Below are 26,256 nucleotides of genomic sequence, written 5' to 3'. Positions count from 1 at the left end.
AGGTGTCGATCAGTAGCGGTAGTGGTCCGGCTTGAACGGACCCTCCGTGGAGACGCCCAGGTAGGCGGCCTGCTCCTTGGTCAGCGTGCTCAGCTTGGCGCCGAGCGCGCCCAGGTGCAGCCGGGCCACCTTCTCGTCCAGGTGCTTGGGCAGCACGTAGACGCCGATCGGGTACTCCTCGGTCTTGGTGAACAGCTCGATCTGGGCGATGGTCTGGTTGGCGAACGAGTTCGACATCACGAAGCTCGGGTGCCCGGTCGCGTTGCCCAGGTTCAGCAGGCGGCCCTCGGAGAGCACGATGATGGCGTGCCCGTCGGCGAACCGCCACAGGTCGACCTGCGGCTTGATGTTGACCCGCTCGACGTCGGAGCGCTTGGCCAGGCCGGCCATGTCGATCTCGTTGTCGAAGTGGCCGATGTTGCCGACGATGGCCTGGTGCTTCATCCGGGCCATGTGCTCGTTGGTGATGACATCGAAGCAGCCGGTGGCCGTGATGAAGATGTCGGCCTGCTCGACCACGTCGTCCAGGGTGGCGACCTGGTAACCGTCCATCGCGGCCTGCAACGCGCAGATCGGGTCCACCTCGGTCACCACGACCCGGGCGCCCTGGCCACGCAGCGACTCGGCGCAACCCTTGCCCACGTCGCCGTAGCCCATGACGACCGCCATCTTGCCGCCGATCAGCACATCGGTGGCCCGGTTGATGCCGTCGATCAGCGAGTGCCGGCAGCCGTACTTGTTGTCGAACTTGCTCTTGGTCACCGAGTCGTTGACGTTGATGGCCGGGAAGAGCAGGGTGCCCGCGCGGTGCATCTCGTAGAGCCGGTGCACGCCCGTGGTGGTCTCCTCGGTCACGCCCTTGATGCCGGCGGAGATCCGGGTCCACCGCTGGCCGTCCTCGGCCAGCGAGCGGTGCAGCAGCTCGAGGATGACCCCGTACTCCTCGGAGTCGGCGGACTCCACCGGCGGGACCGCCCCGGCCCGCTCGAACTCGGCACCCTTGTGGACGAGCAGGGTGGCGTCACCGCCGTCGTCGAGGATCATGTTCGGACCCTGCCCGTCCGGCCAGGCGAGCACCTGCTCGGTGCACCACCAGTACTCCGGCAGGGTCTCGCCCTTCCAGGCGTACACCGGGACGCCGGCGGGCGCCTCAGGCGTGCCGTTCGGGCCGACGACGATCGCCGCGGCGGCGTGGTCCTGGGTCGAGAAGATGTTGCAGGACGCCCAGCGGACCTGCGCGCCGAGCGCGACCAGCGTCTCGATCAGGACGGCGGTCTGGATGGTCATGTGCAGCGAGCCGGTGATCCGCGCGCCGGCGAGCGGCTGCACCTCGGCGAACTCCCGACGGATCGCCATCAGGCCGGGCATCTCGTGCTCGGCGAGCTGAATCTCCTTGCGCCCGAACTCGGCGAGCGACAGATCCGCCACCTTGAAGTCGCCCTCGGCGAGCGTGCTCGGCCGAACCTCGAACGGCGTACCGCTGGCGGACGCCGGGAGGGTGCTGGTCATGAAAGCTCCTGTCGAACGATGTCTGCGCCGATCCTCCACCTTACGCCCGCTGACGACGGGCGTCGGGGGACGGTCCGCAGACAGCGCACGGGACGGTCGGTGATGGACGGAGTTACCCGCCCACGTCCCGCCCGCCCCGTGCATCCCCCCGGTTTGGTTCCCCGCACGTTCTCGGACCGTCGTCGCGATAACGCTGCGTACTCATAGAGTCACACTCGGCCAGGGCGCCGTCAAGCTATTCCGGAAAAGTCGGACTTGTGTCGGCCCGACAGTGTCAGCGTCACCGCAAACCGGAGGTCGCCACGTACGCCTCGCCAGCTCCCCTGATCCGCAGCGGCTCGCCGGCCGCCGTACCGATCGCCGCCTCGCCGGACACGAGCGTCAACGCGCCCGCACCATCGTCCACGGTGATCGAGCCGCCACCGCAGAGCACCACCCGGGGACCGGGCAGCGGCAGCGTGACCGACGGCACCGCCGCACCGACGCGTACCCGGTGCAGCGCGAAGTCGTCCACCGGAACCGGCCACCAGTCCACAGCCGGGCCGACCGGCTGCGCGGCGCGCACCGGATCGTCGAGCACCTCGAAACGCAGCACCCGCAGCAACTCGTCGACGTCCACCCGCTTCGGGGTCAGACCGCCGCGCAGCACGTTGTCGCTGGCCGCCATGATCTCCACGCCACAACCGCTCAGGTAGGCGTGCAGGTTGCCCGCGGGCATCCAGATCGCCTCCCCCGGTGTCAGCCGCACGTGGTGCAGCAGCAACGCGACCAGAGCGCCCGGATCGGCCGGGTACGCCTTGGCCAGCCGGCGGACCAGCTCCGCGTCCGGCCCGTCGGCCGGTGCCGCCAGCACGGAACCCAGCAACTCGCCGCGTTCCGCGACCGGCCAGCCGAGCAGCGTTCGCACCGCCGTCCGCAGCCCCTCCGGCCCGGCCCGCAACGCGCTGACCACCGGCGTCAACTCCGGTACGCCGAACGCGGCCAGCGCCTCGGCCGACTCCGCCGGGTCCCGGAAACCGCACAGCGCCTCGAACGGGGTGAGCGCGACCAGCAGTTCCGGCTTGTGGTGCGGGTCGGAGTAGTTGCGCTCCCCCTCGGGGCGTCCCGCGTCCGCCGCGTAGCCGGCCCGGGCCTGCTCAGCGTCCGGGTGTGCCTGCAGGCTCAGTGGCGCATCGGCCGCGAGCACCTTGAGCAGGAACGGCAGCCGGCTGCCGAACCGCTCGGACACCCGCTCGCCGAGCCACTGCCCCGGCTCGTCACGCACCAGGTCGCAGAGGCTCATCCGCAGACCGGCACGGTCCACGCTGGCCGGGGCGCCCGGGTGGGCACCCAACCACAGCTCCGCCTCCGGACCGGCGCTGGGCACCGGCCGCCCCTGCAGGAGGGCAATGGCCGAGCGGGACCCCCAGGCGTAGTCCCGGATCGGCCCGTACAGAGGTTCCACCGGTCAGTCCCCGGGCCGCCCGGTCGCCTCGCCTGACGCATCCTGCGGCTGCGGCACGGCGGTGTCGGCGGCGGCGCCGGTGCCGGCCTCGGCGGCGGCGGCGCTGTACACGTCCGGCTCCAGGTAGATCACCCGGGCGATCGGCACCGCCGCGCGGATCCGCGCCTCCACGGTGTTGATGCCACGCGCCAGGTCGTGAGCGCTCTCGTGCGCCGACACGCCGATCTTCGCGGCCACCATCAGCTCTTCCGGCCCCAGGTAGAGCGTCTTCATGTGGATGATCCGCTCCACCTCGGGGCCGTCGGTGACGGCTCGCTCGATGGCGGCCACCTCGGACGCCTCGGCACCCTCACCGAGCAGCAGACTCTTCGTCTCGATGGCCAGCACGACAGCGATGACGACCAGCAGGATGCCGATCATCGCGGTGCCGGCGGCGTCCCACCGGCCGTTGCCGGTGATCAGCGTCATGCCGACACCGAACAGGGCGAACACCAGGCCGACCAGCGCGCCGAAGTCCTCCAGGAGCACGACCGGCAGCTCCGGCGCCTTGGCGCGACGGATGAAACGCACCCAGGACTGGTTGCCCCGGACGTGGTTGGACTCCTTGATGGCGGTCCGGAAGGAGAACGACTCCATGATGATCGCCGCCACCAGCACGACGACCGGCAGCCAGTGCCAGGACTTGATGCCCTCCTTGTGGTCCCACTTGTGGTACGCCTCGTAGAGCGCGAACAGGCCACCGATGCTGAACAACACGATGGACACGATGAACGCGTAGATGTAGCGCTCCCGGCCGTACCCGAACGGGTGTTCCGGGGTGGCCGCGCGCTTCGCCCGCTTGCCGCCGAGCAGCAGGAGGCCCTGGTTGCCGGAGTCGGCGACCGAGTGGACCGACTCGGCCAGCATCGACGACGACCCGGAGAGCAGGAACGCAATGAACTTGGTGACGGCGATGCCGATGTTGGCCAGCAGGGCGGCGACGATCGCCTTCGTCCCACCGTTGGCGCTCATGCCACCGCTCCGCTTCGGCGTACGAAGCCGACCGGTCCACGCATGCCGCGCCGCCCCCTACGTTCGTTCACTGGTTCGACAGCTCCTTCATTTCGGTGATGGCCGGTACGGCCATCGGGTCCAGCCCGTGGGCCAGGGCAAGGTAGATCGAGGCGAAATCCGGGACCGCGATCAGCGAGGCCAGCCGCTCCAGGGCGGAGCCGCCCTCGGCGGTGACCACGTCGCACCGTACGCCGCGGCGCTCGGCGAGGGTCTGCACCGCGTCCGCGCGACGCTCCTCGACCGCGAGGGGCTCGTCGGTGTCGTCCTCGGCGTTGAGCCCGCCGTCGCGCAGCAGCACCAGCCGCAGCCGCGTGCCCTCGCCGTCGTCGTCGTCCGTCGGGTCGGCGAAGATGTCCCGCTCCCCCTCGGCCAGGCCACCGAAAACGCCGTCGAGCAACCCGACCCGGCCCCGACCGGCCTCACCGAGCGCTCCGGTGACCACCGGGTAGCGGGCGTTGGCCGACAGGGTGTCGCCGAACCGGCGGGCGGCCACGGTGGCCAGCGGGGACGAGCCCCAGACGATCGGAATGGAGCCGGCCAGGCCCAGGGCCAGTGACTTCGCCGGGTTGACGAAGGACTCCGCAGCGGACCGGCAGCGGTCGGCGTCCGCGTCGAGCCGGGCCGCGGTCTCCGCCAGGTCCGCCTCGTTGACCTTCACGAGCCCGAGGGAACGGGCGGCGAGCAGGACCGGCACGGTGAGCGCCCAGAGGCTGGCGCGGGCCGGGGCGCGCCGGGGCACCGGGATGAACGGTGCCCGGGCCTGCTCGGCGATCGACTGCAACTGCGAGTCGGGGGCGCCCACGGCGACCAGCCGGGCACCACGCCGGTGCGCGGCCTCGGCGGCGCCGAGCGCCTCCGGGCTACGGCCGGACGCGCTCACCGCGATCACCACGTCGGCCGCACCCACCCAACCGGGTACGCCGGTGCTGCGGTGCGCGATGACCGGGACCGGGCAGCGTGGCCCCGCGACCGTGGCCAGCACGTCCCCGGTCCGCCCGGCGGTGCCGATGCCAGCGATCACCACGGCTCGGGGCCGCCCGTCGTCGGCGAGCACCGCCAGGTTCGCCTCGGCAGCCAGCGCGGCGCTCTCGCGCACCTGCGCACCGGCCGATGCCGTGTGCCGGAGCATGCCGCCCGGGTCGCGCTCGGCCAGCGCCTCCGGGTCGTCGAGCAGCGCCTCGTCGGCATCGCGACGTCCGCTGACCCCTGCCGTGCCGTCGATCATGAGGGCTGTCCCGGGCCGCCGCGCGCCTCGTCGAGCAGCAGCACCGGCACGTCGTCGCGGACCTCGAAGATCCGGCCGCACTCCGTGCAGGTCAACGTCTGCGCCTCGGCGTCGTAGGTGAGCGGGGCGTGGTGCGTGTCCGGACAGGCGAGAATCTCGAGCAACTGCGGATCCAGGGCCATGGCACGGCTCCTTCCACGTGTGCGGCTTCACCGGCGGCGGTGCCGACCGGCGCAGGCGATCTTATCGGCGAACGCGGTCGAGCACGTCGTCCCGGAGAGAGACCATCCGATCCCGGGTGGGCGCCTCGACGTTGAGCCGCAGCAGCGGCTCCGTGTTGGAGGCGCGCAGGTTGAACCAGGCGCCATCGGGGAAACGCAGGGTCAGCCCGTCCATCTCGTCGGCCACCGCGTCGGGGTACGCGGCTCGCACCTCGGCCACCGCCGCCGCCTGGTCGGTCACCGTCGAGTTGATCTCGCCGGAGGCGATGTAGCGCTCGTACTCGCCGGCCAGCACGGACAGCGGCAGCGACTGCTCGCCCAGCGCGGCCAGGGTGTGCATCGCGGCGAGCATCCCGGTGTCGGCGAACCAGAAGTCCCGGAAGTAGTAATGCGCGGAGTGCTCGCCGCCGAAGACGGCGTTGGTGCGGGCCATCTCCGCCTTGATGAAGGAGTGCCCGACCCGGGCGACGACCGGCTGCCCACCGTGCTCACGGATGATCTCGGCAACCGCGCTGGAGGTGATCAGACCGTGGATCACCGTGGAACCCGGGTGCTTGGCCAGCTCACGCGCGGCGACCAGGGCGGTGATCGCCGACGGCGACACCGGCTCACCGCGCTCGTCCACCACGAAGCACCGGTCGGCGTCACCGTCGAAGGCCAACCCGATGTCGGCCCCGTGCTCGACCACCGCGCGCTGGAGGTCGACCAGGTTCGCCGGATCCAGTGGGTTGGCCTCGTGGTTGGGGAAGCTGCCGTCCAGCTCGAAGTAGAGCGGGACGATCTCCAGCGGCAGCGGCGACAGGGCGGCGTCGCCCAGCACGGTCGGGACCGTGAAGCCGCCCATCCCGTTACCGGCGTCGACGACCACCTTGAGCGGTCGGATGCCCGAGAGGTCGACCAGCTTGCGCAGGTAGCCGGCGTAGTCGGGGAGCAGGTCACGCCGCTCGGCCGGCCGGGTCGGCTCACCGGCCGGGCGGGTTTCGCCCGAGTCCAGTAGGGCCTGAGCCCGCTCGCGGATCTCCGCCAGACCGCTCTCCTGGCCGATCGGGCGGGCACCGGAGCGGCACATCTTGATGCCGTTGTACTGCGCGGGGTTGTGGCTGGCGGTGAACATCGCGCCGGGCAGGTCGAGGGAGCCGGAAGCGAAGTAGAGCAGGTCGGTGGACGCGAGCCCGATCTCGATCACCGAGCGCCCCTCGGCCCGTACGCCGGCGGCGAACGCGGCGGCCAGTCCGGGCGAGGTGGCTCGCATGTCGTATCCGACGACGACGGCGTCGCCCGGCTCGTCGGTGGAGTTGAGCAGCTGGGTGAATGCGGCTCCCAGCGCCTCGGCGACCCGTTCGTCCCACTGGTCCGGCACCGTCCCTCGGACGTCGTACGCCTTCACAATCTGGGACAGATCAGACACGTGTTCCGCTCCTTGGCCGTAAGTTGGACACCGATCCTGAGCCTAACGGAGGGTCCGGGCCGAGCCTCGCTCAGCCGGGGAGCCGGGGCATGAACACGGTGTGGCCGCCACCGTCGGCGGGCGGATCCTCGGGCAGCGGCCGGGTCGCGGGTGCCCCCGGCATGGGCTGCGTCGCCTCCGGGGCCGGACCGGGGCTGACCGGCCGGGCACCGTAGACCCCGCCTGCGGCGGGGCGCGGGGACGGCACGGCACCCCAACCGGCGGACGGCGGCTGCTGGCCGTACACCTGACCAGGGCGACCGGGGGCGGCCGGCGACCCACCGCCGGCGCGGTAGGTGGTGCCGCCGGGGTTGCCCGGCAGGGTGCCGGGCGCCTCGTCGGACGGCGTCCGATCCTGTCGCGAACGACGGACCAGCAGCACGATGAGCAGCAACCCGACCGCCACCATCACGATGCCGAAGAACATCACCGGTGATCCGCCACCGGAGGATTCGGCGGCGGTCGCCGTGGTGTCCGGCGCGGCGGACACGCCCAGCGCCGCCGGGTTCACCGCTTCGGTCGCGGCCTCGGTCGGGCTCGGAGTGGCCGACGGCGACTTCGACGGTGACGGGGTGACCCGTGCGCCGGTCACCCGCGCCGAGTCGCTGCCTCGACCCAACTCCTGGCCCTGCGCGCTGACACCCACGCCGGTGACGACCAGCCGTCCACCCGGCGCACCCGCGGCGAACGCCACCCGGTACCGCACGGTGATGCCCTTGCCCTTGCACAGGGTCGGCTTCGTCGGCGACGTCTGCGCGGTCGCGACACTGCCCCCACCGCCGGTGACGGCCACCGGGAACCAGTGCCCGCCCGCGTTGACCTCGACCGTCACCTGGTCCGGCTCGAGACCCTCAAGGCGCAGAGCCAGCGCCGTACGCAACAGGACGCACCCGTCGGAGCGCTTGCGCACCCCGACGCTCGCCCCCTGCGGGGAGCCGCCGGCGGTGAAGCTGCTGGCCGAACTCACCCGGACCGAGTCGTCGTCGGCCAGCGCCGGCGACGCACCGAGCATCACCAGGCCGCCCACCAGACCGCAGACCGCCGCGAGTCGTGCCGCGCGTCGACGCACCGTCATGATTACCTCACCGTTCTCCCCGGGTGGGGTCCGCGGGTCAGGCTACTACCGGCCCACCCACACCACCGGTCATAGAGCGGCCCGCATGTGTGCCGCGTTACGGTTTACGACCCGGCCCGCCGACCTGCTGCTAAGCCTCTCTGGTCGGGCTGTTCCGTCCGGTCGGAGGGTTCGGCCCGAGGGATGAGTCGGGCTCGTGCGGGGCGATCAGTCGGGCCGTTGCGCGCGGGCGAGGGCGTCGCGGCAGAGTCGGTCGGCGGTGCGGGTGGTTTCCGGCAATCGGTACCGCGGCGTCAACGCGAGCACCTGCGTGGTCGCGTTGTCCAGGCTCATCCGATGGCCGACGCTCACGAAGACCGGCTTCACCCCGTCCCGGGTTCGCAGCACCCGGCCGACCACGTCGCCGCCGTCGCGCAACGGCGACCAGGCGCCCCGCTCGGCGGACGGCTGATCCCACGTCCCGACCAGCGGCGTCTTCCCCACCCCGATCGCGGGCAGCCCGGTGACCACCCCGAGGTGACAGGCGAGCCCGAACCGGCGCGGATGGGCCAGCCCGTGCCCGTCGCAGACCAGCAGGTCCGGGAGGATGGTCAGGCGGTCCAGTGCGGCGAGCAGCGCGGGCAACTCCCGGAAGGCGAACAACCCGGGCACATAGCCGAACGCGGGCCGACCCACGCTGACCGCGGAGTCCACCACGGCCAGCGTGCGGGCATCCAGCACCGTCACGGCCGCCGCCAGAAGATCACCACCCTGGTCGTACGCGACGTCCAGGCCAGCCACCGTCGCGGGCAAACTCGGCCCCGGCCCGTCCAGGTCGACCAACGGTCGCAACTCCTCCTGTACGGCCACCGCCTCCGCCACCGTGCCCGGCACCGCCACCTCCCGCCATGATCCACTCGACATCGCGGACATCGGGCTATCCGACCGCCCCGGATGCCCCGACATCCCTGTTCCGGTGTGGAACATCATCGGTGTGAGCGGAGACCCACAATCAGGCAAGGCCCAACTCTTCGCGGGCCTCCTCGATCCACCGGCGCACCCCGTGCGCACCGCTGCCGGCAGCGAGCCCGGCCGCCTCGTCGAGCAACTCGCGGGCGGATTCCCGATCGCCGTCGCTGACCGCCAGGTCCGCCAAGCCGATCAGGTTCGCCGCGACCCCCGGAGTGAAGGACAACTTCCGGCGCAGCCGCGTCGACTCCGTCAGCAACCGTGCTGCCCACCCCCGTGCTTGCGGTGATCACCTCCCGCGCCGCGTCGACGCGACCCGCAGCCTGCTCACCGAAGCAGAGGTGCCGCAGCACGTACGACAGGGTCAGCTCGTCCCCCGCCGCGGTAGCCAACTCCCGTGCCCGGGCAAAGGCCGGGCCAGCGGCCGCCTGGTCCTGTCGGATCACCTGGTGGACGGTGCCCACCCAGAAGAGCGACTCGCCTTCGCCACGGGCGTCGCCCAACTCGCGGTACAGCCCGGCCGCCCGCTCAAAGAGCGGCAGTTCCGCCGCGTCCTCCAGCCCGGTGTCCAGGAAGCGGGCGTGCAGGACCCGACCCCGCGCCAGAGCCACATCCGCGTCCAGCGCCGCGAGATCCCGCTCCGCCTCGTCCAGCGGCTTCGCGTCGCCGCCGAAGACCGCCAGTTCGTAACGCTCCTGCGCCCGAACCAACCGAGCATCCAGTCCTTCGGTCAACACTGACGCACCCTTCCGTCGATCCATTCGCGGAGCAACGCCTACTCCGCTCTCGCAATATCGGGGTCGGCACCAGGATCACCGGCCGCTCGGAGCTGTTCCTCGAACATCACGAACGTCCGCTGCCGGATTCCGCGAATGACGGCAAGGAGCCCCTGGGCATCGAGCGCACACTGCGAAGGTCAGAGGAAACATCAGCGATCCCCACTGCCATGCCTCCTGAACATGGCACGAATTGAACTCTCGTCCGGTAGCTTCTCACCGCCAGTGACGGTCTCGGCTACTGACTCAGCGGCGGCACGGTTGACGTTCTTGTAGCGGTCCACGTTCCGGTAGTCATCGAGGAAACGCACGACGAGCCCCGGGTCATAGGCCCATTCCCGAGCGCGATGATCCCAAAGAACGGCGTGGCCCAGCCCGGCATCCATGACAAAGAGTCCTGCTGGCCCCCCTTGTCCATCAATCGGGTAGATCACGTAGTAACTCAACAATCTCCTGCTCCAACTCTTCAGCGACGTGCGGCGCTACAGGGAAGTCACGCGACCCTAGCCCGAAGTCCCGCACAACTTGCGAGAGGCTTCTGTCGTGGCGAGTCAACCAGGCGCAGTACTCCTGCCAAGCGTCAGTGTTCTGACTAATCCACTTGGCGAAGGTGGCATCCTTGGCTGGGAAACGAAAATCCAATCCGAGCGGCAGGGAATCAGGAAGGTCACGCTCGCGATTCATACCGAGCATCCGCAGAAGTGCATGAACTCGTCGTTCGGAACTGTGTGATGGACGGCGCAGAACCTCATATTCCTCATGGGTAGCCAGCCACACTTGTCGCGATACCGGCGTGTGGAGCTGCAACTCGATCAGCATTCCGTCAGGCGAACGAAGAGTGCAGTTGAACCCGTAGAATCTGTTGCCCTGCCGCCAGAAATTCTTACACTCCGACTCCGGTACGGAGAAACCGGCTTCAACGAGGCCGCCAAGGACCAGGTCGACAGCCCTGCTGTAGTGCCCACCCGATGGCATTTCGAAGCAGAACCTCAGGACGTCATTGACGCTCGCCACAAAGTCCGTCACGTCGGTGATAGCAACGCGCGCCTCGTCTAGGTACTTCCGTGCCAGCGATTCGAGACTTTTGACGCGAAACTCGCGGCCCCGTAGTGAAATTGGATCACTTAGGCCGAGCGCGTCGGAGACGCTCTGCCCCACCTGAGCCAGGGCATTCTCGACCCGGTCGGCGGTACCCAGAGCGCGCTCGCGGACCTCCGTCAGCGCCGCCAACTCGGAAGTCGTGAGCTGGGCAAGATCTGAAGTTGGCCCAGTGATACCGCTCGAATCGGCCCCGCCATCGCCGACACCCGCTGAACCTGGGCCGTCCAGCAGCAGGTACATCCGGTTGATGTACGGATCGCCGTGGCCGCCGTCGTCGTGCGCGGGCGGGTGGTCCGGCAGGTCGGGCCGCTCGCTGAACCGGCCCCGGGGCAGCCCGCCGAGCGGCATCGGGCGGCCGTCCCCGCTCAGCACCAGCGCGTCGATGCCGACCACATCGGGGTACAACGGCCGGTCCCGGACCACGCCGTTCTGCGGGTCCACGTAGAGCACCGTGCCGTTCTGGTTGAGCGCGACCCAGGCGTGCGAACCACCGTGTGGCCACTCGGTGACCAGGAACGCGTAGCTGCCGTGGCCTCCCAGCAGCAGTTGGTCGTGCAGGTTGCGGTAGCCCCGATCGGCGTCCCGCCGCGCCTGCTCGGCGTGCGGGTGTTGGCCGGACGGCGGGGTGAGGAGTTGCTGGAAGCGCCCGCCGGTCACGTCCTCCACGCGACCGGGGCCGCCCACCTCGCCACGGATCGGGCGCCGGATGTTACCGTCCAGGTAGCCGTCGAAGGTGCGCGGCGCCGACACCCGTGGCCGCCCGTGCACCCACGTCTCGAACAACGACAGCGTGCAGTCCAGGCAGTTGATGCCCCGGGTGGCGTCGGCCGCAGGCCCGCCGTCGTTGAGAAGCCGGAACCAGCCGCCCTGTCGGGGGTCAGCGGTGCGGGCGACGGTGCCGTCCGACTCGCGGGGCATCTGTCGTTCGACGTCGACCTGATGCAGGGCGAGTGGTGGACGCAGCCCTCCGGGCCGTCCGTACGGTCGGGAGTCGTCGATCGGCGGCGGAACGTCGTCGCCGGTGAGCCGTGACGGGCCGGAGGTCTCCACCGCGCCGAGCGCGAGCGCGCCCACGTCCCTGTTCGCGTGTTCGAAGGCGGCGCCGATGTCCACGACCGGGGGCGCCGTGGCTCCGGTCAGCACCGCGTCAGCCAGGTCACGCCATTGGGCGTACGCGCGGGTCTCGTCGTTCGCGGCCCGCTGCCAGCCGTCGGCCCACTGCCGGTTGCCTGCCTGGTGCAACTGTCGGGCGTAGGTGGCGTACTCGACGGCCCGGCGGTCGTGCTCCGCGGCCCGGGCGCGCAGTCGGGTGACCTCCGACTGCCGGCGGTTGTTCTCGAATCCGGTCCGCTGCGACTCGTAGTGGCCCTGGTAGCGCCGCCGCTCGGCGGCTTCCGCTTCGGCCGCCCACCGGGCCGCGTACGAGTCGTTGGTCTCGGTTTCGGGCACCGACGGATCGCCGAACGCCGCCACGTCGACGGGGATCGACGCCCTGCCCCGGGCCGGATGCTCGGGCGCTCGCACCGGCGCGAGCGTCTCGCGTGTCGGGACGTGCGATGGCACGGCGAATCGGCCCACCACCGGTGGGGTGGAGGTGACCGCCGGCGGCGTGCCGCTGGTCGTGCTCGGGACAGCGAACGTGACCGGCGGGCCGGGGATGGTCGTCGGTGCTGGTATGCCAACTGACGGAGACCAGGCGGTCGGGCCGGTGGTGGTGGCGTGTGGCGAGCTGCTCGGGTGGCCCTGGGCGGCACCGGCGGCGGGCGCATGTGTCGGTTCGAGGGTCACGGGTGCGGCAACGGACGAGAGCGTCGGATCGGTTGCCGTCGACGAGAGCGTGGGGTCGGGCGTGTCCGGGTGCGATGTGGCGGGCCGGCCCGCCAGCGGCTCGTCCGGCGACGGCGTCTCGGACACGGGCATCGGACGGCCACCACCGTCCACGTCGGACAAGGAGGCGACCGGCGGCGACGGCGGCAGCTCGGCAACCGGTGACAGATCGCCACCCGAGTACGTCGGGGGCTCGGCGCGTAGCGGCGGCCCGTGGTCGGTCGGCGACGTGACCACGGCCGCCGTCGCCTGCGCCGGAACGCCCGGAGACGAAGCAACCCCGACCGAACCCACCCCGACCGAACCCACCTCCACCGAAGCCACCCCGGCCGAAGCCACCCCGATCGAGGCCGCCGCACTCGTGGCCACCGCAGGTGAGCCCGCCGCAGGTGAGCCCGCCGCAGACGCGGGGCCCGCTGAAGAAGACGCGCCCGAAGCAGCGGACGCCACCTCGGAAGCTGAATCGCCCGCGACGGGAGCCACGGAGGGGAGGGAGGGACCGGCGAGCGATGCTCCGGCGAGGGCGTTGGCCTGCGCGTCGAGCCGGGCGCGCAACGCGTGGTCGGTTTGCGCCGTCGCCGAACCGGTGGCCCCGGAAGCGGCGGCGCGTGCCACGTCCTCCAGCGAGGTGAGGCCCTGCCCGGTGGCGAGGCCTGCGGCACTGTCGGCGAGCACCTCGCCGGTCATCTCCCGCCCCAGGTGCTCCCCCACCCGTGCCGCTCGGCCGGTCGCGTGCCGGCCCAGGCCGGCGAGCGGCGCCACCGCCCCGCCGGCGAGCCCGCCGACCGCTGACGCGCCGAGGTCGGTGAGGTCCAGGCCGTGCGCCCGCCCGGTGGAGTTCTGGTACGCCTGCGTGGCCAGGGTGACACCGCTCTCCTCGGCAGCCTCCTCCAGCCCGCCACGGGCGGCCCGGGTGGCGAGCCCCCGCACGCCACCCCGCGCGACCTCCTTGGCGGCCCGCTCGCCGGCCTCCTTGAGCCCCTGCTTGAGGGATTTGCTGGCCAGTTGGCCCATCAGTCGCTTGAAGATCTGTTGGACCAGCAGCCGGGTCGCGGTGATCGCCGCTCCGGCGGCCGGGGTCGCGGCCCCGGCGGTGAGCACCGCCGCCACCGCCACCGAGAGCAGCTCGATGACCAGGATGCCCAGCTCGATCCAGACTTCCAGCTTGGCGCCCTCGATGTCGCAGCCGCACTCCTCGACCAGCCGGCCCAGGTCGGCGGTGACCGCGAGCAGCACGGGCAGCGGGGCGTCGGCACCCTCGGCGATCCCCCGCCAGGCCGCCTCGAACGCGGCGTCGACCGCCCCGACGCCGCCGTACCCGCTGTGCACCTCGGCGGCGGCCGCAGCGGCATCGGCGTACGGACCAGCGAGCACGGCGGCGACGGCGTACCACTGGTCCGCGACGTCCCAGACGGCCCGCTCGTTTCCCTCCGGCCACTGCACGCCGACCACCCAGTCGAGGGCTTCATAGATCCAGCCCGGCACGTCCCAGGGAGCGAAGTCCAGTGGGTGCGGAATCGGGCTGGGCAGCACGCTCATCGGGATCGCCAGCCGTCAGCGCTTGTCGGCGGCCCGACCGAACCGGGCGGCGCTGGCCCCGTCGGTCTGCACGCTCGCGTCGACCGCGCTGACCACGTCGCCGCCCAGCTCGGTGAGCCGGTGCCCGACGCCCGCCCAGGCCCGCAGCACGGTCTGCTCGAACCCGCGGTAGTTGCGCTCGAACACGTCGCCGATGTCGTCGCGACCCCATGGCCGGCCACCGCTGGCGGTCTCGATCGCACCACCCTCGGCCGCTCGACGGGCCGTCACCGCCTCACCGGCGAGTGCCAGGTCGGCACCGCCCCGCCGGGCCCGGAACGGATCGAGCCAGAGCTGCCCGTCGGTCATGCCTTCCCCTCACCCCTGCCGAGCACCGCGTCGGCCCGGCCGAGCAGTGCGGCGAAATCTCCGGTACGCAGGAAATCCACCGACCCGGAGCCGGCCGGCATGCTCTCGGCGACCAGGGCGCGGGTGGCGTCTGCTGCGGCGGTCGCGGCGGCGCGAACCGTTTCGGTGATTTTTCGGCTGAGCGCCTCGGCGTCCCGGTCCCGGTAGACGGCCGGCGTCAGCTCGACCGCGATCACCTGGCCCTGGGCGCCGACGGTCGCCGTCACCTGCCCGTCGGCCGACAGCCGGGTCACCCGTAGCTCGGCGAGACGCGCCTGCAGGTTGTCCAAACCGGACCTGAGCTGCTGGTATTGCCCGTACACGTCGTCGAACCGGGCCCGTAGCTCGCGATTGGCGCTGCGGTCCACCTGTTCGCTCACCGCCGCTCCTCCCGTCACCGTCGGTAGAGCGAAACCATACCGGCCGCCATCGATCCGTGTGGTCCGGTAGTTTCAGTGCGTGATCGACCGTCAACAGGCCGAGCAGCTTGCGGCCACCTGGGCCCGCCGCGACTCCCAGCGCCTCGGCCACGAGTGCACGGCGATGGTCGACGAGTTCGACCTCGGTTTCGTCATCACATCCGTCGTGCCCACTGAAGTACGGACGGTCCCCGGTGACCTGCCGACGACCGTGATCGACAAGCAGACCGGCAAGGTCACCACCTGGCCCCGAGTGCCGAGCACGGTGGTGGCGGAGATGTACCGCCGCAGCCAGCCCGAGGGGCCGACCGCTCCCCGCACTGTCGATCCGTCGAGTCTGCTGGTTCGGGAGATCCATCGGTTACCCACCCCGAACACCGCCGCGCATCTGACCATCGACGGGCGGATCTGGACGGCCCAGGGCGCCAAGGGCGACGTCCCACTGAACCATCACCCGCTCGTCCGCACCTACCTGGACCAGCTGCCGCCCGGCGAGCTGGTCCGCGGCGGCGAGGCTCATGCCGAGCTGATCGTGGTCTCCGACGTACTGCACGAATACGATCACCGCCGGGCCGCCGAGGGCATCGCGCCGATGGGTCGGGCCGAGGCAGCGGCACTGCTGGACGGCGCCCGGTTCGAGATCTTCCGGATCCGTGAGCCGGGTGATCCAGCTGGTGGTCCCGCCGATCGGCCGTGCGATTCGTGCATCGCCTTCCTGGTGCGCGCCAACGTGTTGCCGGAGTCGGCTCGGGCCTACACCACAACCTGGCGCGCGCCGAAAGAGCCCGACCCGGATCCGGGGCGTTTCCCACCGGAGGTCGCCAACGCGCTGGTCGCCGCCGGGTGGCGACCGCACATCGGGGACCAGATCATGGCTGCCGCGGCCGTACGGGATGTCACCGCGGTGTCGGGGCTGACCCATCAGCACGCGGTCTTTCCGGCCGCCGTGGAGGCGCTGACCGCGTTCCCCAGCCTGGTCGGTGCGCGGCGCGGCCGGGGCGAGCAGGTGTGGATCTCCCGTTTCGACATCCGGCCGCACGTGATCGCGCACACCGCCGACACACTCGCGGACTTCGGCGCGGTGCTCGGCGTACGACTCTTCCCCATCGGCACCGAGCAGCAGGACAGCATCCTGGCGGTGGACGAGCGCGGCCGGGTCTTCGCGCTCGACCAGGCCGGCGAGTGGTTCCTCGGCGACACCATCGACGCCGCGCTGACCACTCTGCTGCTCGGTCGCGCCCCCGCCCGGGTACGCGACGACGGCACCTGGCAGGCCGACTAGAGCGCGAGGCCGACTTAGAGCGCGAGGCCGGTCAGCACCATGACCCGGGGCTCGGTGTAGTCGTCCATCGCGCTGCGCAGCCCCTCCCGGCCGACGCCGCTGCCCTTGACCCCGCCGTACGGCATCTGGTCGGCGCGGTACGACGGCACGTCGCCGACGATCACCCCGCCCACCTCCAGGGTCCGGGCGGCGGAGAAGGCCACGTCGAGGCGCCGGGTGAACACGCCGGCCTGCAACCCGTACGCCGAGTCGTTGACCGCGCCGAACGCGGCCTGGTCGTCGGCGACCGGGGCGACCACCAGCACGGGCCCGAAGACCTCCTCGGCGACGACCTTGGCGTCGGCCGGCACGCCGGTGAGCACGGTCGGGGGGTACGTCGCGCCGTCGCGGGCACCGCCCACCTCGATGGTGGCGCCGGCCGCGACCGCCTCGGCCACCCACGTCTCGACGCGCCGGGCGGCGTCCTCGGACACCATCGGCCCGACGTCGGTCAGCTCGGAGGTGGGGTCTCCGGTACGCAGCCCACCCACCGCCGCCAGCAGCCGGGGCAGGAACTCGGCGTAGAGCGTGTGGTGCACGTACACCCGCTGGACGGCGATGCACGACTGGCCGGCCTGGTAGTTGGCGAACATCGCGATGCGCTGCGCGGCGAAGGTGAGGTCCTCGTCGGACGTCCAGTCCGCACAGATCACCGCAGCCGCGTTGCCGCCCAGCTCCAGCGTCACGTGCTTCTCCGGCACCTGGCGGCGGATGGCCGCGCCGACCGGCCCGGAGCCGGTGAACGACACCACCGGCAGCCGGGGGTCCGCGACCAGCTCGGCGGCGCGCTCGTTGGGCAGCGGCAGCACCGAGAACATCCCGACCGGGAGGTCGGTCTCGGCCAGCAGTTCACCGAGCAGCAGCGCGGACAGGGGCGTCGCGGGCGCGGGCTTGACGATGATCGGAGCGCCGACGGCGATGGCCGGCGCCACCTTGTGGGCGACGAGGTTGAGCGGAAAGTTGAACGGCGCGATGCCCAGGACGGGCCCCTTCGGCACCCGCCGGACCAGCGCGATCCGCCCGCTGGCGGCCGGGTCGGTGTCGAGTCGTTGCAACTCCCCGGAGAACCTGCGGGCCTCCTCGGCGGCCCAGCGGAAGGTGGAGACGGCCCGTCCGACCTCGGCGCGGGCCCATTTCAGCGGTTTGCCGTTCTCGGCGGTGATCAGGGCGGCGACCTCCTCGGCGCGCTCGGCGAGGCGCCGGGACACGTGGTCCAGGGCCGCCGTGCGGGCGTGCGCGGGCAGGGCCGCGGCCTGCGCGGCCACCCTGGCGGCCGCGGCGATGGCGGCTTCGACCTGGTCGCTCGTGGCGAGGGTGGTACGCCCCACCGGGCGGCCGTCGTAGGGGTGGTGGACGGTCAGCTCCCCCTCGCCGGAGGCGGGGCGGGAGGCGACATAGAAGGCTGCGGGCTCCACGTCGAGCAGCGTAGACGAGAGAGCAGTCGACGGAAACAGTCGCCGGAACCCTTGTCTGCCGCGAATTCAGTAGCGAAGATGGCAGACAGATTGCGATAACCGCCGCAGAGTGCACCCCCGGCCCCTCGGAGTGATCCCGTCATGAGTGACCAGCAACAGCTGCGCAACTTCGTCAACGGCTCCTACGTCGACCCGGCCGATGGCGGCTACGCCGACCTGATCGACCCCTGCACGGGCGAGGTGTTCGCCCAGGCCCCGGTCTCCGGCGCCGCCGACGTGGACGCGGCGATGAGCGCCGCCGCCACCGCCTTCGAGGGCTGGCGGGACGTCACCCCCGCCGAGCGGCAGAGGGCGTTGCTCAAGCTCGCCGACGCCGTGGAGGCGCGGGCGGCCGAGCTGGTCGACGCCGAGGTCCGTAACACCGGCAAACCACGCCAGCTCACCGCCGAGGAGGAACTTCCCCCGGCGGTGGACCAGTTCCGGTTCTTCGCCGGCGCGGCCCGGATGTTGGAGGGACGGTCCGCCGGGGAGTACCTGGCCGGGCACACCTCGTACGTGCGGCGCGAGCCCATCGGTGTCTGCGCCCAGGTCACCCCATGGAACTACCCGCTGATGATGGCGGTCTGGAAGGTCGCCCCGGCGCTGGCCGCCGGCAACACGGTGGTGCTCAAGCCGTCGGACACCACGCCGGTGTCGACGCTGCTGCTCGCCGAGATCGCCGCCGAGTTCTTTCCGCCGGGCGTGTTCAACGTGGTCTGCGGTGACCGGGACACCGGTCGTACCCTCGTGTCGCACCCGACCCCGCAGCTGGTGTCGATCACCGGCTCGACCCGCGCGGGCATGGAGGTCGCCGCCGCGGCGGCCCCCGACCTGAAGCGCACCCACCTGGAGTTGGGCGGCAAGGCCCCGGTGGTGATCTTCGACGACGCGGACGTGGCGGCGGCGGCCGAGGCCATCGCGGTGGGCGGCTACTTCAACGCCGGGCAGGACTGCACGGCGGCCACCCGGGTGCTGGCCGGTCCGGGCATCCACGACGACTTCGTGGCGGCGCTCGCCGAGCAGGCCCGCAACACGAAGACCGGGGCCCCGGACGACGCCGACGTGCTCTACGGCCCGCTGAACAACGCCAACCAGCTCGCCCGGGTCAGCGGTTTCGTCGACCGGCTGCCGGACCACGCGGCGATCCAGGCCGGTGGTTCCCGGCAGGGTGAGCGCGGCTACTTCTACTCGCCCACCGTGGTCTCCGGGCTGCGCCAGGCCGACGAGATCATTCAGGACGAGGTGTTCGGCCCGGTCATCACCGTGCAGCGCTTCGCCGACGAGGACGAGGCGGTGCGCTGGGCCAACGGCGTCGACTATGGCCTGTCGGCGTCGGTCTGGACGAGGGACCACGGCCGGGCGATGCGGATGACCCGGCGACTGGACTTCGGCTGCGTCTGGGTGAACACGCACATCCCGTTCGTCTCGGAGATGCCGCACGGCGGCTTCAAACACTCCGGGCACGGCAAGGACCTCTCGGTCTACAGCCTGGAGGACTACACCCGGATCAAGCACGTCATGCACAACATCGAGAGCTGACCCATGACCACATCTGACGAGCTACACAAGCGGCGTGGTGGTGCGGTCGCCCGGGGCGTCGGCAGCGCCATATCGTCCTACGTGGACAGCGCGGGTGGCGGGACGCTCACCGACGTCGACGGCCGGGAGTGGATCGACTTCGCCGCCGGCATCGCCGTGACCAGCGTCGGCAACTCCGCTCCGAAGGTGGTCGAGGCGGTCCGGGCGCAGGTCGAGCGGTTCACCCACACGTGTTTCATGGTCGCGCCGTACGAGTCGTACGTGGCGGTGTGCGAGCAGCTCAACGCGCTGACGCCGGGCGGTTTCGAGAAGCGCTCCGCGCTGTTCAACTCCGGTGCCGAGGCGGTCGAGAACGCCGTCAAGATCGCCCGGCACGCCACCGGACGACCGGCGGTGGTGGTCTTCGACCACGCATACCACGGCCGGACCAACCTGACCATGGCGCTGACCGCGAAGAACATGCCGTACAAGCACCGGTTCGGGCCGTTCGCCGGGGAGATCTACCGGGTACCGATGTCGTACCCGCTGCGCGACGGTGGGCTCTTTGGTGCGGAGGCCGCGGCACGGGCGATCGAGATGGTCGAGAAGCAGGTCGGTGCGGAGAACGTCGCCGCGCTGCTCATCGAGCCGATCCAGGGTGAGGGTGGCTTCGTGGTGCCCGCGCCGGGTTTCCTACCGGCGCTGCGAGCCTGGGCGACGGCGGCCGGGGTGGTGTTCGTCGCGGACGAGATCCAGACCGGCTTCTGCCGTACCGGCGACTGGTTCGCCTGTCAGCACGAGGGTGTCGAGCCCGACCTGGTCACCCTGGCCAAGGGCATCGCCGGTGGCCTGCCGCTGGCGGCGGTGACCGGCCGGGCCGAGCTGATGGACGCGGTGCACGTCGGCGGGCTCGGCGGCACGTACGGTGGCAACCCGATCGCCTGCGCCGCCGCGCTGGCGACCATCGAGACCATGCACGAGCTGGACCTGGCCGCCGCGGCCCGCCGGATCGAGTCCGTGCTGGCCCCCCGGCTGCGGGCCGTCGCCGAGCGGGACCCCCGGATCGCCGAGGTACGCGGTCGCGGCGCGATGCTCGCCGTGGAGCTGGTGCGGCCCGGCACGCTGACCCCTGACCCGGTCGCCACCGCGACGATCTCGGCCGCGTGTCACGCCGCTGGTCTGCTCACCCTGACCTGTGGCACCTACGGCAACGTCCTGCGTTTCCTGCCCCCGCTGGTGATCTCCGACGCCCACCTGACCCGAGGCGCCGACATCCTCGACGCCGCCTTCGGCTGACCGAGGGAAGGGGCACCTCGTCACGAGGTGCCCCTTCCCGACGGCAGTGTCAGCGCAGCACCTCGACCGTGTTGCGGCGGACCAGGTTCTTGCCCGGCTCGCGGATCTGGTCCATCGCGGCGGAGTTGAGCAGCACGCAACTCCCCGACGGGCCGGTCACCGTCACCGTCGTCGCCCGGTTGTTGTCCAGGTTGGTCACCCGCAGCCGGGTGCCCACCGGGAACTGCCCGCTGGTCGCCGCCGGCCCGGCCGCCTCCTCGAAGAAGGTGATCGCTCCCGAGCACGCCGAGCGGGGCGCCGGTCCGGATGCGCCCGGCGACGCGGCGCCGGGGCGGACCGTGCCGGGGGCCGGAGCGCCGACGGGCGGTGCCGCGCCGTCGAGGCGCTCGACGACGTTGCGGCGGATCACGTTCTTCCCGGGCTCCCGGACCAGCTCCATGGCGGTGGCGTTGAGCAGCACGCAACTCCCCGACGGGCCGGTCACCGTCACCGTGGCCGCCCGGTTGTTGTCCAGGTTGGTCACCCGCAGCCGGGTCCCCACCGGGAACCGGTCGCTGGTCGCCGCAGGCGCCCCACCCTCCGCCGAGAAGGTGACCGAGCCGGAGCAGACGGACGACCGCGCCGGGGCGGTGTCGGCGAACCCGAAGCTCGTCCCCACCGCCACACCCGCCGCGGCGAGCACCGCCACGGTCGCCGCCAGCACGTGCCTGCGCTGCACCCTCATCGCCGTCACTCCCGTCCTCGGTGGTGTCCTTCACCGCCTGGTACGGACGGGAGCGCCCTACCGTTCAGCCGGCACGGGTACCGATCGTGCGGCGGACAGGTCCACCGGCCCGTACCGGGTGTGTGGCGCACCGGTGATCAGCGCCCAGTAGCGGTCCCCGTACGACCAGTGCCACCACTCGGTCGGGTAGTTCACCATCCCGGCACCGCCGAGAGCCGCCACCATGATCTGCCGGTGCCGGCGGGCGGTGGCGCCGATGGCGGGCGCGTCGGTGAAGCAGGCGTCGTCGCTGTCCTCCGGGGTGGCGTCGATGGCCGTGCCCAGATCCAGTTCCACGCCGTCGTCGGTGCACAGCGTCAGATCCACCGCCCCGCCCGTGCTGTGCGGGGCAACCTCGACCGGCGAGACGAACTTGGTGGTTTCCCGGTGCAGCCGCTCGGGGGACCAGTCCGGGTGTCGGCGGCGCAACTCGTCCCGGTAGCCGGTGAAGATGGCCAGTTGCGCCTGGTACGGCCGGTAGCCCTCGACGACCAGCAGGCGCATCCCGCCGGGCAGGGCACGCTGCGCGGCCAGCAGGCGCTCCACGACTCCGGCGCGCAGCCGGGCGTACGCCCCCGCGGGGTCGGCCGCGCGGCCGTCGAGCCGCAGTTCCGGCAGCTCACGCAGGTCCATCAGCGGGTCGCCGTCGTCGGCGCTGGGCACGGCCGCCACCCGGGGATCGGAAAGCAGGATCATCGGATACTCCCCACAGTGGTCGCCGACCGTTCCGCGTGCCGGGTACGGGCCAACGCGACAAGTCGGTCCACCACCTCCCGGTAACCGACGCCGGCAGCGGCCCACACCTTCGGGTACATCGAGTGCGCGGTGAAGCCGGGCATGGTGTTCAACTCGTTGACGTACAGCTCGCCGGTCGTCTCGTCGTAGAGGAAATCGACCCGAGCCAGGCCCCAACCGCCGATCGCGGCGAACGCCCGCAGGGACAGCTCACGGACCCGCTCGGTCACCTCGTCCGGCAGCACGGCGGGGACGATCATCGGGTCGGCGTCGCCGAAGTACTTCTGCTGGTAGTCGAACCAGCCGCCGACGACCCGTACCTCGCCGACCGCCGACGACTCGGGGCGCCATCCGCCGAGCACCGCGCACTCCAACTCCCGGCCGGTGACCCCCTGCTCGACCATGACGAGCTGGTCGTGGCGGAGCGCCCCCTCCACGGCGGTGGCCAGGTCGTCGCCCTCGCCGACGCGGGAGATGCCGATCGAGGAACCCATGCTGGCCGGCTTGACGAACAGCGGCCGGCGCAACCCGAGCACCAGCTTCTCCGGGTCGTCGGCCGCCCGGTAGGTGTGCGCGTCGAACGCGACGTACGGGGTGACGGGGATGCCCTCGGCGCGCAGCGCCCGCTTCATCGCCACCTTGTTCATGCCCACCGCCGAGGCGAGGATCCCGCACCCGACGTACGGCACGTTCAGCGACTCCAGCAGCCCCTGCACCACGCCGTCCTCACCGAACGGGCCGTGCAGCGCCGGGAAGATCACGTCCAGCTCGGCGTGCACCGCGCCAGGGGCGTTACCGGCGGACACCTGCACGACGCCCGGACGCGGGCCGGCCCGCAACTCGACGGCCGGCCCGGTCACCGTCAGACGGTCGTCGATGGCCCGCTCGCCGGCCGGCCGGTCGCGCAGCTCGGCCAGCAGCGCGTCGGGCATCAGCCGAAAGCCGCCGCTGCGGGTGACGCCGATGGCGACCGTGCGGTACCCGCCGCCGGCGAGTGCCCGGGCCACCCCGAGCGCGGAGGCGCAGGACACCTCGTGCTCCGCCGACGGGCCACCGTACAGAATCCCGATCCGAGTTGGGGCGCTCACGCCGCCACCCCTTCCACTGTCGTATCGTCGGCGGACCGCTGGACCGCCAACCGGGCCACCAGCGCCGCCTCCACGTTTCCGCCGGTCAGCACCACGCCGACCGTCCGCCGCCGACCGTCCGTGGCGGCGAGCCGGAGCGCGCCAGCCAGTCCGGCCGCCCCGGACGGCTCGGCGAGCACCTTGAGTTCCATCAGGATCAGCCGGAACGCCGCCGCGATCTCGTCGTCGTCGACCCGGACCACTCCACGTAGTGCGTTCCGCACGATGGCGAACGGCAACTCCCCCACGCACGAGGGCCGCAACCCATCAGCGATCGTGGGCGCCGGCGCGACCGGGACACGTTCACCGGCCGCCAGGCTGCGGGCGAGCGAGTCACAACCCACCGGCTCCACGCCGTACACCGCGATGCCGGTGTCGGCGGCGGCCAGGCAGGCGCCCGCGACCCCGCCGCCACCACCGACCGGTACGACCAGAGCGTCCAGCGGTGTGCCCCCGCGCTCGGCCTCCTCGATCAGCTCCAGGCTGGCGGTGCCCTGCCCGGCGATGACGTCCGGGTGGTCGTACGCGTCGATGACGGGGTGGCCACTCTCGTCACTGAGCCCGTTGGCCACCGCCACCCGCTCCTCGACGGCGGTGCCGGCGAGCACCACCCGGGCACCCGCCGCGCGGGCCCGGTCGACCTTCGTCGGTGCCGCGTCGACCGGTAGCACCACGGTCGCCGCGAGTCCGTGCTCCCGCGCCGCCAACGCCACCGCCACCGCGTGGTTGCCGGTGCTCTGCGCGATCACCCCGGTGTGGCCGGCCGCGGCGAGCCGGCCAACCGCCCGCAACGCGCCGCGCATCTTGTACGAGCCGCCGTTCTGGAGGTTCTCCGCCTTGAACAGGACGCGAGCCCCGGCCAGCTCGTCGATCACCGGGGACCGCAGCACGGGTGTGCGGAGCACCCGGCCGGCGAGCCAGCGGGCGGCCTCCTCGACATCGGCCCGGACCTGGCCAACGGTGCGTGACATCGTCTCTCCTCTCGGGCACACCACAGGCGGGATCCAGCGGTACGCGGACCCCGGGGACGGGTGGGAGCGCTAATTCGGGTTGGGTAGCTGGACGTCGACCCGCAGGCCGCCGTTCTCAGCGGGCACGGCCGCGATGATGCCGTCGTGCGCCTGAGTGATCGAGCGGGCGATGGCCAGGCCCAGACCGGCGCCTCCGCCGTGCGAGGTGCGGTCCCGGGCGAGCCGACGGAACGGCTCGAAGAGACCGGCCACCGCCTCGGCCGGCACGGGCTGACCGGTGTTGACCACGGACAGCGCGGGCGCGCCGCCCACCACGACGGTCAGCGAACCGCCGCGCCGGTTGTACTTGATTCCGTTCTCCACCAGGTTGGTGATCAGGCGCTCCAGCAGCACCCGCTCACCGACGACGACCCGGGGTACGAGTTGGGTGTCGATGGTGACCCCGGCCTCCCGGGCGCGGTCCCGGTAGCCGGCGAGCACCGCCTCGACGATCGCGTCGAGGCGCTGCGGTATCCGCGAGCGCAGGCCCTGGTCGCTCTCGCTGAGCGCGAGCAGACCCTCGATCAGCCGCTCGTTGCGCTCGTTGGTCTCCAACAGCTGGCCGGTCAACAGCTCCAGCTGCTCGCCGCTGAGCGCCCGTGCCATGCCGACCTCGATGAGCGTCCGCTGCACCGCCAGCGGAGTACGCAGCTCGTGCGAGGCGTTCGCGGCGAACCGCCGCTGCCCCTCGTACCCGGCGGAGATCCGCTCCATCATCTCGTCGATCGCGCGGGACAGCCGGGCCAGCTCGTCACGGCCCCGGGGCCGGATCCGGTGACCGAGGTTCTGCGGCCCGACGTGGCCGATCGGCCCGGCCAGGTCACGAACCGGGCGTAGGCACCACACCGCGCCAAACCAGAGCGCCACCAGGGTGGCCAGGACCACGAACAGCACGGCCAACACGGGCAGCACGAACGCCGCTGGGCGCACGTTGGCGCATATTGTCAGCAGCCCGGGCACCGGTAGGTCGCAGGCCTGCTGGCCACGGACCCAGATCACCTCGTACAGCCACCTGCCGACCGCCGGCAGCACCGGCCCGGCCAGCAGTGCCAGCAGGCCCACCAGCAGCACCCGACGTCGGGGCGTCCAACTCACGCCGCGCCACCGATGCGGTAGCCGGCCTTCGGAAGCGTGTGGATGACCGGGGGATCGCCGAGCTTCTTGCGCAGGGTCATCACCGTGACCCGTACGGTGTTGGTGAACGGGTCCGCGAACTCGTCCCAGGCCTGCTCCAGCAGCTCCTCGGCGCTGACCACCTGACCGTTCGCGCGCAGCAGCACGTGCAGTACGGCGAACTCCTTCGGGCTCAGCGCGAGCGGGCGGCCGTCCCGGGTGGCGACGTGCCGGCCGACGTCCAGCACCAGGCCGTCCTGGGCGAGCACCGGCGGCAACGCCGGGGTGGATCGTCGACCGAGCGCCTGTACCCGGGCGACCAGCTCGGCGAAGGCGAACGGCTTGGTCAGGTAGTCGTCCGCGCCGAGACCGAGCCCCTCCACCCGGTCCCGGATGCCGGCCGCCGCGGTGAGCAGCAGCACCCGCGTGCCGACCTGTGAGTCGGTGATGCTGCGACACACCTCGTCGCCGGTGTGCCCGGGCATGTCCCGGTCCAGTACCGCCACGTCGTAGCGGTTCACTCCGATCCGCTCCAGCGCACCGTCGCCGTCATAGCAGACATCGACAGCCATCGAGAGGCGGCGCAGCCCTTCGGCCACCATGTCCGCCAACAACCGCTCGTCGTCCGCCACCAGCACCCGCACGATGTCCGCTCCCCCGAGTTCGGCTACCCGGCATACCGTTGCAGGCCAGGGTTAAGGGTTCTGTAAGCACCCGCCGAAGCCATCCTCCACGGCAACGCGTGACGGACAAACCCCCGCAACCCAGGCGCCGCCCGCTTCGTCCCCGCGCCATGCTGTCTGCGCCATCCGTCCTCGGCGACCCCGGCGGTTGGCTATCGGCGGTGACTCGCCTCACGAAGGCTCCCACGACCCCCTCGCCACCATGACCCCAAGCCAGCCCCCACCCCACCCCACTCCACCCGCCCCGCCCCGCCCCGCCCCGCCC

24 protein-coding genes are annotated in these 26,256 nt (G+C 71.7%); 4 read left to right on the top strand and 20 right to left on the bottom strand.

What is annotated here, in order from left to right; genetic code table 11:
* Positions 1 to 9: 9 nt before the first annotated feature.
* The 9 genes from ahcY to ACQEUX_RS32385 form a co-directional block, all read right to left on the bottom strand.
* Complete coding sequence (gene ahcY, locus ACQEUX_RS32425) at positions 10 to 1,509, bottom strand: adenosylhomocysteinase (protein WP_433056560.1); 1,500 nt, start codon at positions 1,507 to 1,509, stop codon at positions 10 to 12.
* 280 nt (positions 1,510 to 1,789) lie between these two features.
* Positions 1,790 to 2,953, bottom strand: a complete 1,164-nt coding sequence (manA, locus tag ACQEUX_RS32420) for a mannose-6-phosphate isomerase, class I (protein WP_433056558.1) — start codon at positions 2,951 to 2,953, stop codon at positions 1,790 to 1,792.
* A gap of 3 nt (positions 2,954 to 2,956) precedes the next feature.
* Positions 2,957 to 3,964, bottom strand: a complete 1,008-nt coding sequence (locus ACQEUX_RS32415; RefSeq protein ID WP_433056556.1) for a cation diffusion facilitator family transporter — start codon at positions 3,962 to 3,964, stop codon at positions 2,957 to 2,959.
* Between the two features lie 67 nt (positions 3,965 to 4,031).
* A complete protein-coding gene (locus tag ACQEUX_RS32410; protein WP_433056554.1) occupies positions 4,032 to 5,231 on the bottom strand; it encodes an SIS domain-containing protein in 1,200 nt (399 codons plus the stop codon).
* On the bottom strand, positions 5,228 to 5,413 hold the full coding sequence (locus ACQEUX_RS32405; RefSeq protein WP_030490836.1) for a Trm112 family protein: 186 nt from the start codon (positions 5,411 to 5,413) through the stop codon (positions 5,228 to 5,230). The genes ACQEUX_RS32410 and ACQEUX_RS32405 overlap by 4 nt, the downstream gene beginning before the upstream one ends.
* A gap of 61 nt (positions 5,414 to 5,474) precedes the next feature.
* Positions 5,475 to 6,860 (bottom strand): phosphomannomutase/phosphoglucomutase, encoded by a 1,386-nt coding sequence (locus tag ACQEUX_RS32400; protein ID WP_433056552.1) that lies wholly within the window; start codon positions 6,858 to 6,860, stop codon positions 5,475 to 5,477.
* Between the two features lie 70 nt (positions 6,861 to 6,930).
* Positions 6,931 to 7,974, bottom strand: coding sequence for a hypothetical protein (locus tag ACQEUX_RS32395; protein ID WP_433056550.1), 1,044 nt, complete (start codon positions 7,972 to 7,974; stop codon positions 6,931 to 6,933).
* A 207-nt stretch (positions 7,975 to 8,181) separates the two neighbouring features.
* The gene (gene nfi, locus ACQEUX_RS32390) at positions 8,182 to 8,886 is read right to left on the bottom strand and encodes a deoxyribonuclease V (protein WP_433056548.1); all 705 of its coding nucleotides are present in this window, start codon (positions 8,884 to 8,886) and stop codon (positions 8,182 to 8,184) included.
* Between the two features lie 79 nt (positions 8,887 to 8,965).
* Positions 8,966 to 9,181 carry a hypothetical protein gene (locus tag ACQEUX_RS32385; RefSeq protein WP_433056546.1) on the bottom strand — a complete coding sequence of 72 codons (216 nt, stop codon included), beginning with the start codon at positions 9,179 to 9,181 and terminating at the stop codon, positions 8,966 to 8,968.
* Positions 9,182 to 9,371: 190 nt separating this feature from the next.
* Between ACQEUX_RS32385 and ACQEUX_RS32380 the strand changes: the two genes are divergently transcribed.
* A complete protein-coding gene (locus ACQEUX_RS32380) occupies positions 9,372 to 9,662 on the top strand; it encodes a hypothetical protein (RefSeq protein WP_433056544.1) in 291 nt (96 codons plus the stop codon).
* A gap of 188 nt (positions 9,663 to 9,850) precedes the next feature.
* On the opposite strand, the gene ACQEUX_RS32375 is transcribed toward ACQEUX_RS32380, so the two are convergent.
* The 4 genes from ACQEUX_RS32375 to ACQEUX_RS32360 are packed head-to-tail and all read right to left on the bottom strand — an operon-like array spanning position 9,851 to position 14,932.
* Positions 9,851 to 10,132 (bottom strand): hypothetical protein, encoded by a 282-nt coding sequence (locus ACQEUX_RS32375; RefSeq protein ID WP_433056539.1) that lies wholly within the window; start codon positions 10,130 to 10,132, stop codon positions 9,851 to 9,853.
* Complete coding sequence (locus ACQEUX_RS32370; RefSeq protein WP_433056537.1) at positions 10,116 to 14,165, bottom strand: toxin glutamine deamidase domain-containing protein; 4,050 nt, start codon at positions 14,163 to 14,165, stop codon at positions 10,116 to 10,118. Before ACQEUX_RS32370 ends, ACQEUX_RS32375 begins: the two co-directional genes overlap by 17 nt.
* Before the next feature lie 15 nt (positions 14,166 to 14,180).
* Positions 14,181 to 14,513 (bottom strand): hypothetical protein, encoded by a 333-nt coding sequence (locus ACQEUX_RS32365; RefSeq protein WP_433056535.1) that lies wholly within the window; start codon positions 14,511 to 14,513, stop codon positions 14,181 to 14,183.
* Positions 14,510 to 14,932 (bottom strand): YbaB/EbfC family nucleoid-associated protein, encoded by a 423-nt coding sequence (locus tag ACQEUX_RS32360; RefSeq protein WP_433056533.1) that lies wholly within the window; start codon positions 14,930 to 14,932, stop codon positions 14,510 to 14,512. The genes ACQEUX_RS32365 and ACQEUX_RS32360 overlap by 4 nt, the downstream gene beginning before the upstream one ends.
* A gap of 79 nt (positions 14,933 to 15,011) precedes the next feature.
* Between ACQEUX_RS32360 and ACQEUX_RS32355 the strand changes: the two genes are divergently transcribed.
* Positions 15,012 to 16,253, top strand: coding sequence for an SUKH-3 domain-containing protein (locus ACQEUX_RS32355; protein ID WP_433056531.1), 1,242 nt, complete (start codon positions 15,012 to 15,014; stop codon positions 16,251 to 16,253).
* A 14-nt stretch (positions 16,254 to 16,267) separates the two neighbouring features.
* On the opposite strand, the gene ACQEUX_RS32350 is transcribed toward ACQEUX_RS32355, so the two are convergent.
* Positions 16,268 to 17,707 (bottom strand): aldehyde dehydrogenase family protein, encoded by a 1,440-nt coding sequence (locus tag ACQEUX_RS32350; RefSeq protein WP_433056529.1) that lies wholly within the window; start codon positions 17,705 to 17,707, stop codon positions 16,268 to 16,270.
* Positions 17,708 to 17,848: 141 nt separating this feature from the next.
* On the opposite strand from ACQEUX_RS32350, the gene ACQEUX_RS32345 reads away from it, so the two are divergent.
* Together ACQEUX_RS32345 and gabT are read left to right on the top strand one after the other, a co-directional pair.
* A complete protein-coding gene (locus tag ACQEUX_RS32345; protein ID WP_433056527.1) occupies positions 17,849 to 19,285 on the top strand; it encodes a gamma-aminobutyraldehyde dehydrogenase in 1,437 nt (478 codons plus the stop codon).
* Between the two features lie 3 nt (positions 19,286 to 19,288).
* Positions 19,289 to 20,560 carry a 4-aminobutyrate--2-oxoglutarate transaminase gene (gabT, locus tag ACQEUX_RS32340; RefSeq protein ID WP_433056525.1) on the top strand — a complete coding sequence of 424 codons (1,272 nt, stop codon included), beginning with the start codon at positions 19,289 to 19,291 and terminating at the stop codon, positions 20,558 to 20,560.
* A gap of 49 nt (positions 20,561 to 20,609) precedes the next feature.
* Here gabT and ACQEUX_RS32335 read toward each other — a convergent pair whose 3' ends face one another.
* The 6 genes from ACQEUX_RS32335 to ACQEUX_RS32310 all read right to left on the bottom strand — a co-directional run bounded on the left by ACQEUX_RS32335 (position 20,610) and on the right by ACQEUX_RS32310 (position 25,952).
* Positions 20,610 to 21,284 carry a hypothetical protein gene (locus ACQEUX_RS32335; protein ID WP_433056523.1) on the bottom strand — a complete coding sequence of 225 codons (675 nt, stop codon included), beginning with the start codon at positions 21,282 to 21,284 and terminating at the stop codon, positions 20,610 to 20,612.
* A 57-nt stretch (positions 21,285 to 21,341) separates the two neighbouring features.
* Positions 21,342 to 22,019, bottom strand: a complete 678-nt coding sequence (locus tag ACQEUX_RS32330) for a M15 family metallopeptidase (protein WP_433056521.1) — start codon at positions 22,017 to 22,019, stop codon at positions 21,342 to 21,344.
* Positions 22,016 to 23,146: a D-alanine--D-alanine ligase family protein gene (locus ACQEUX_RS32325; protein ID WP_433056519.1), complete on the bottom strand. Its 1,131-nt coding sequence runs from the start codon at positions 23,144 to 23,146 to the stop codon at positions 22,016 to 22,018. Before ACQEUX_RS32325 ends, ACQEUX_RS32330 begins: the two co-directional genes overlap by 4 nt.
* Positions 23,143 to 24,156 carry a threonine ammonia-lyase gene (locus ACQEUX_RS32320; protein WP_433056517.1) on the bottom strand — a complete coding sequence of 338 codons (1,014 nt, stop codon included), beginning with the start codon at positions 24,154 to 24,156 and terminating at the stop codon, positions 23,143 to 23,145. Before ACQEUX_RS32320 ends, ACQEUX_RS32325 begins: the two co-directional genes overlap by 4 nt.
* Before the next feature lie 69 nt (positions 24,157 to 24,225).
* Positions 24,226 to 25,290, bottom strand: coding sequence for a sensor histidine kinase (locus tag ACQEUX_RS32315; protein ID WP_433056515.1), 1,065 nt, complete (start codon positions 25,288 to 25,290; stop codon positions 24,226 to 24,228).
* Positions 25,287 to 25,952: a response regulator transcription factor gene (locus ACQEUX_RS32310; protein ID WP_433056513.1), complete on the bottom strand. Its 666-nt coding sequence runs from the start codon at positions 25,950 to 25,952 to the stop codon at positions 25,287 to 25,289. The genes ACQEUX_RS32315 and ACQEUX_RS32310 overlap by 4 nt, the downstream gene beginning before the upstream one ends.
* Between the last annotated feature and the right edge of the window lie 304 nt (positions 25,953 to 26,256).

The organism is Micromonospora sp. CA-259024, assembly GCF_050936255.1.
Taxonomy (GTDB): domain Bacteria; phylum Actinomycetota; class Actinomycetes; order Mycobacteriales; family Micromonosporaceae; genus Micromonospora.
This window is presented reverse-complemented; position numbering and strand designations above follow the sequence as displayed.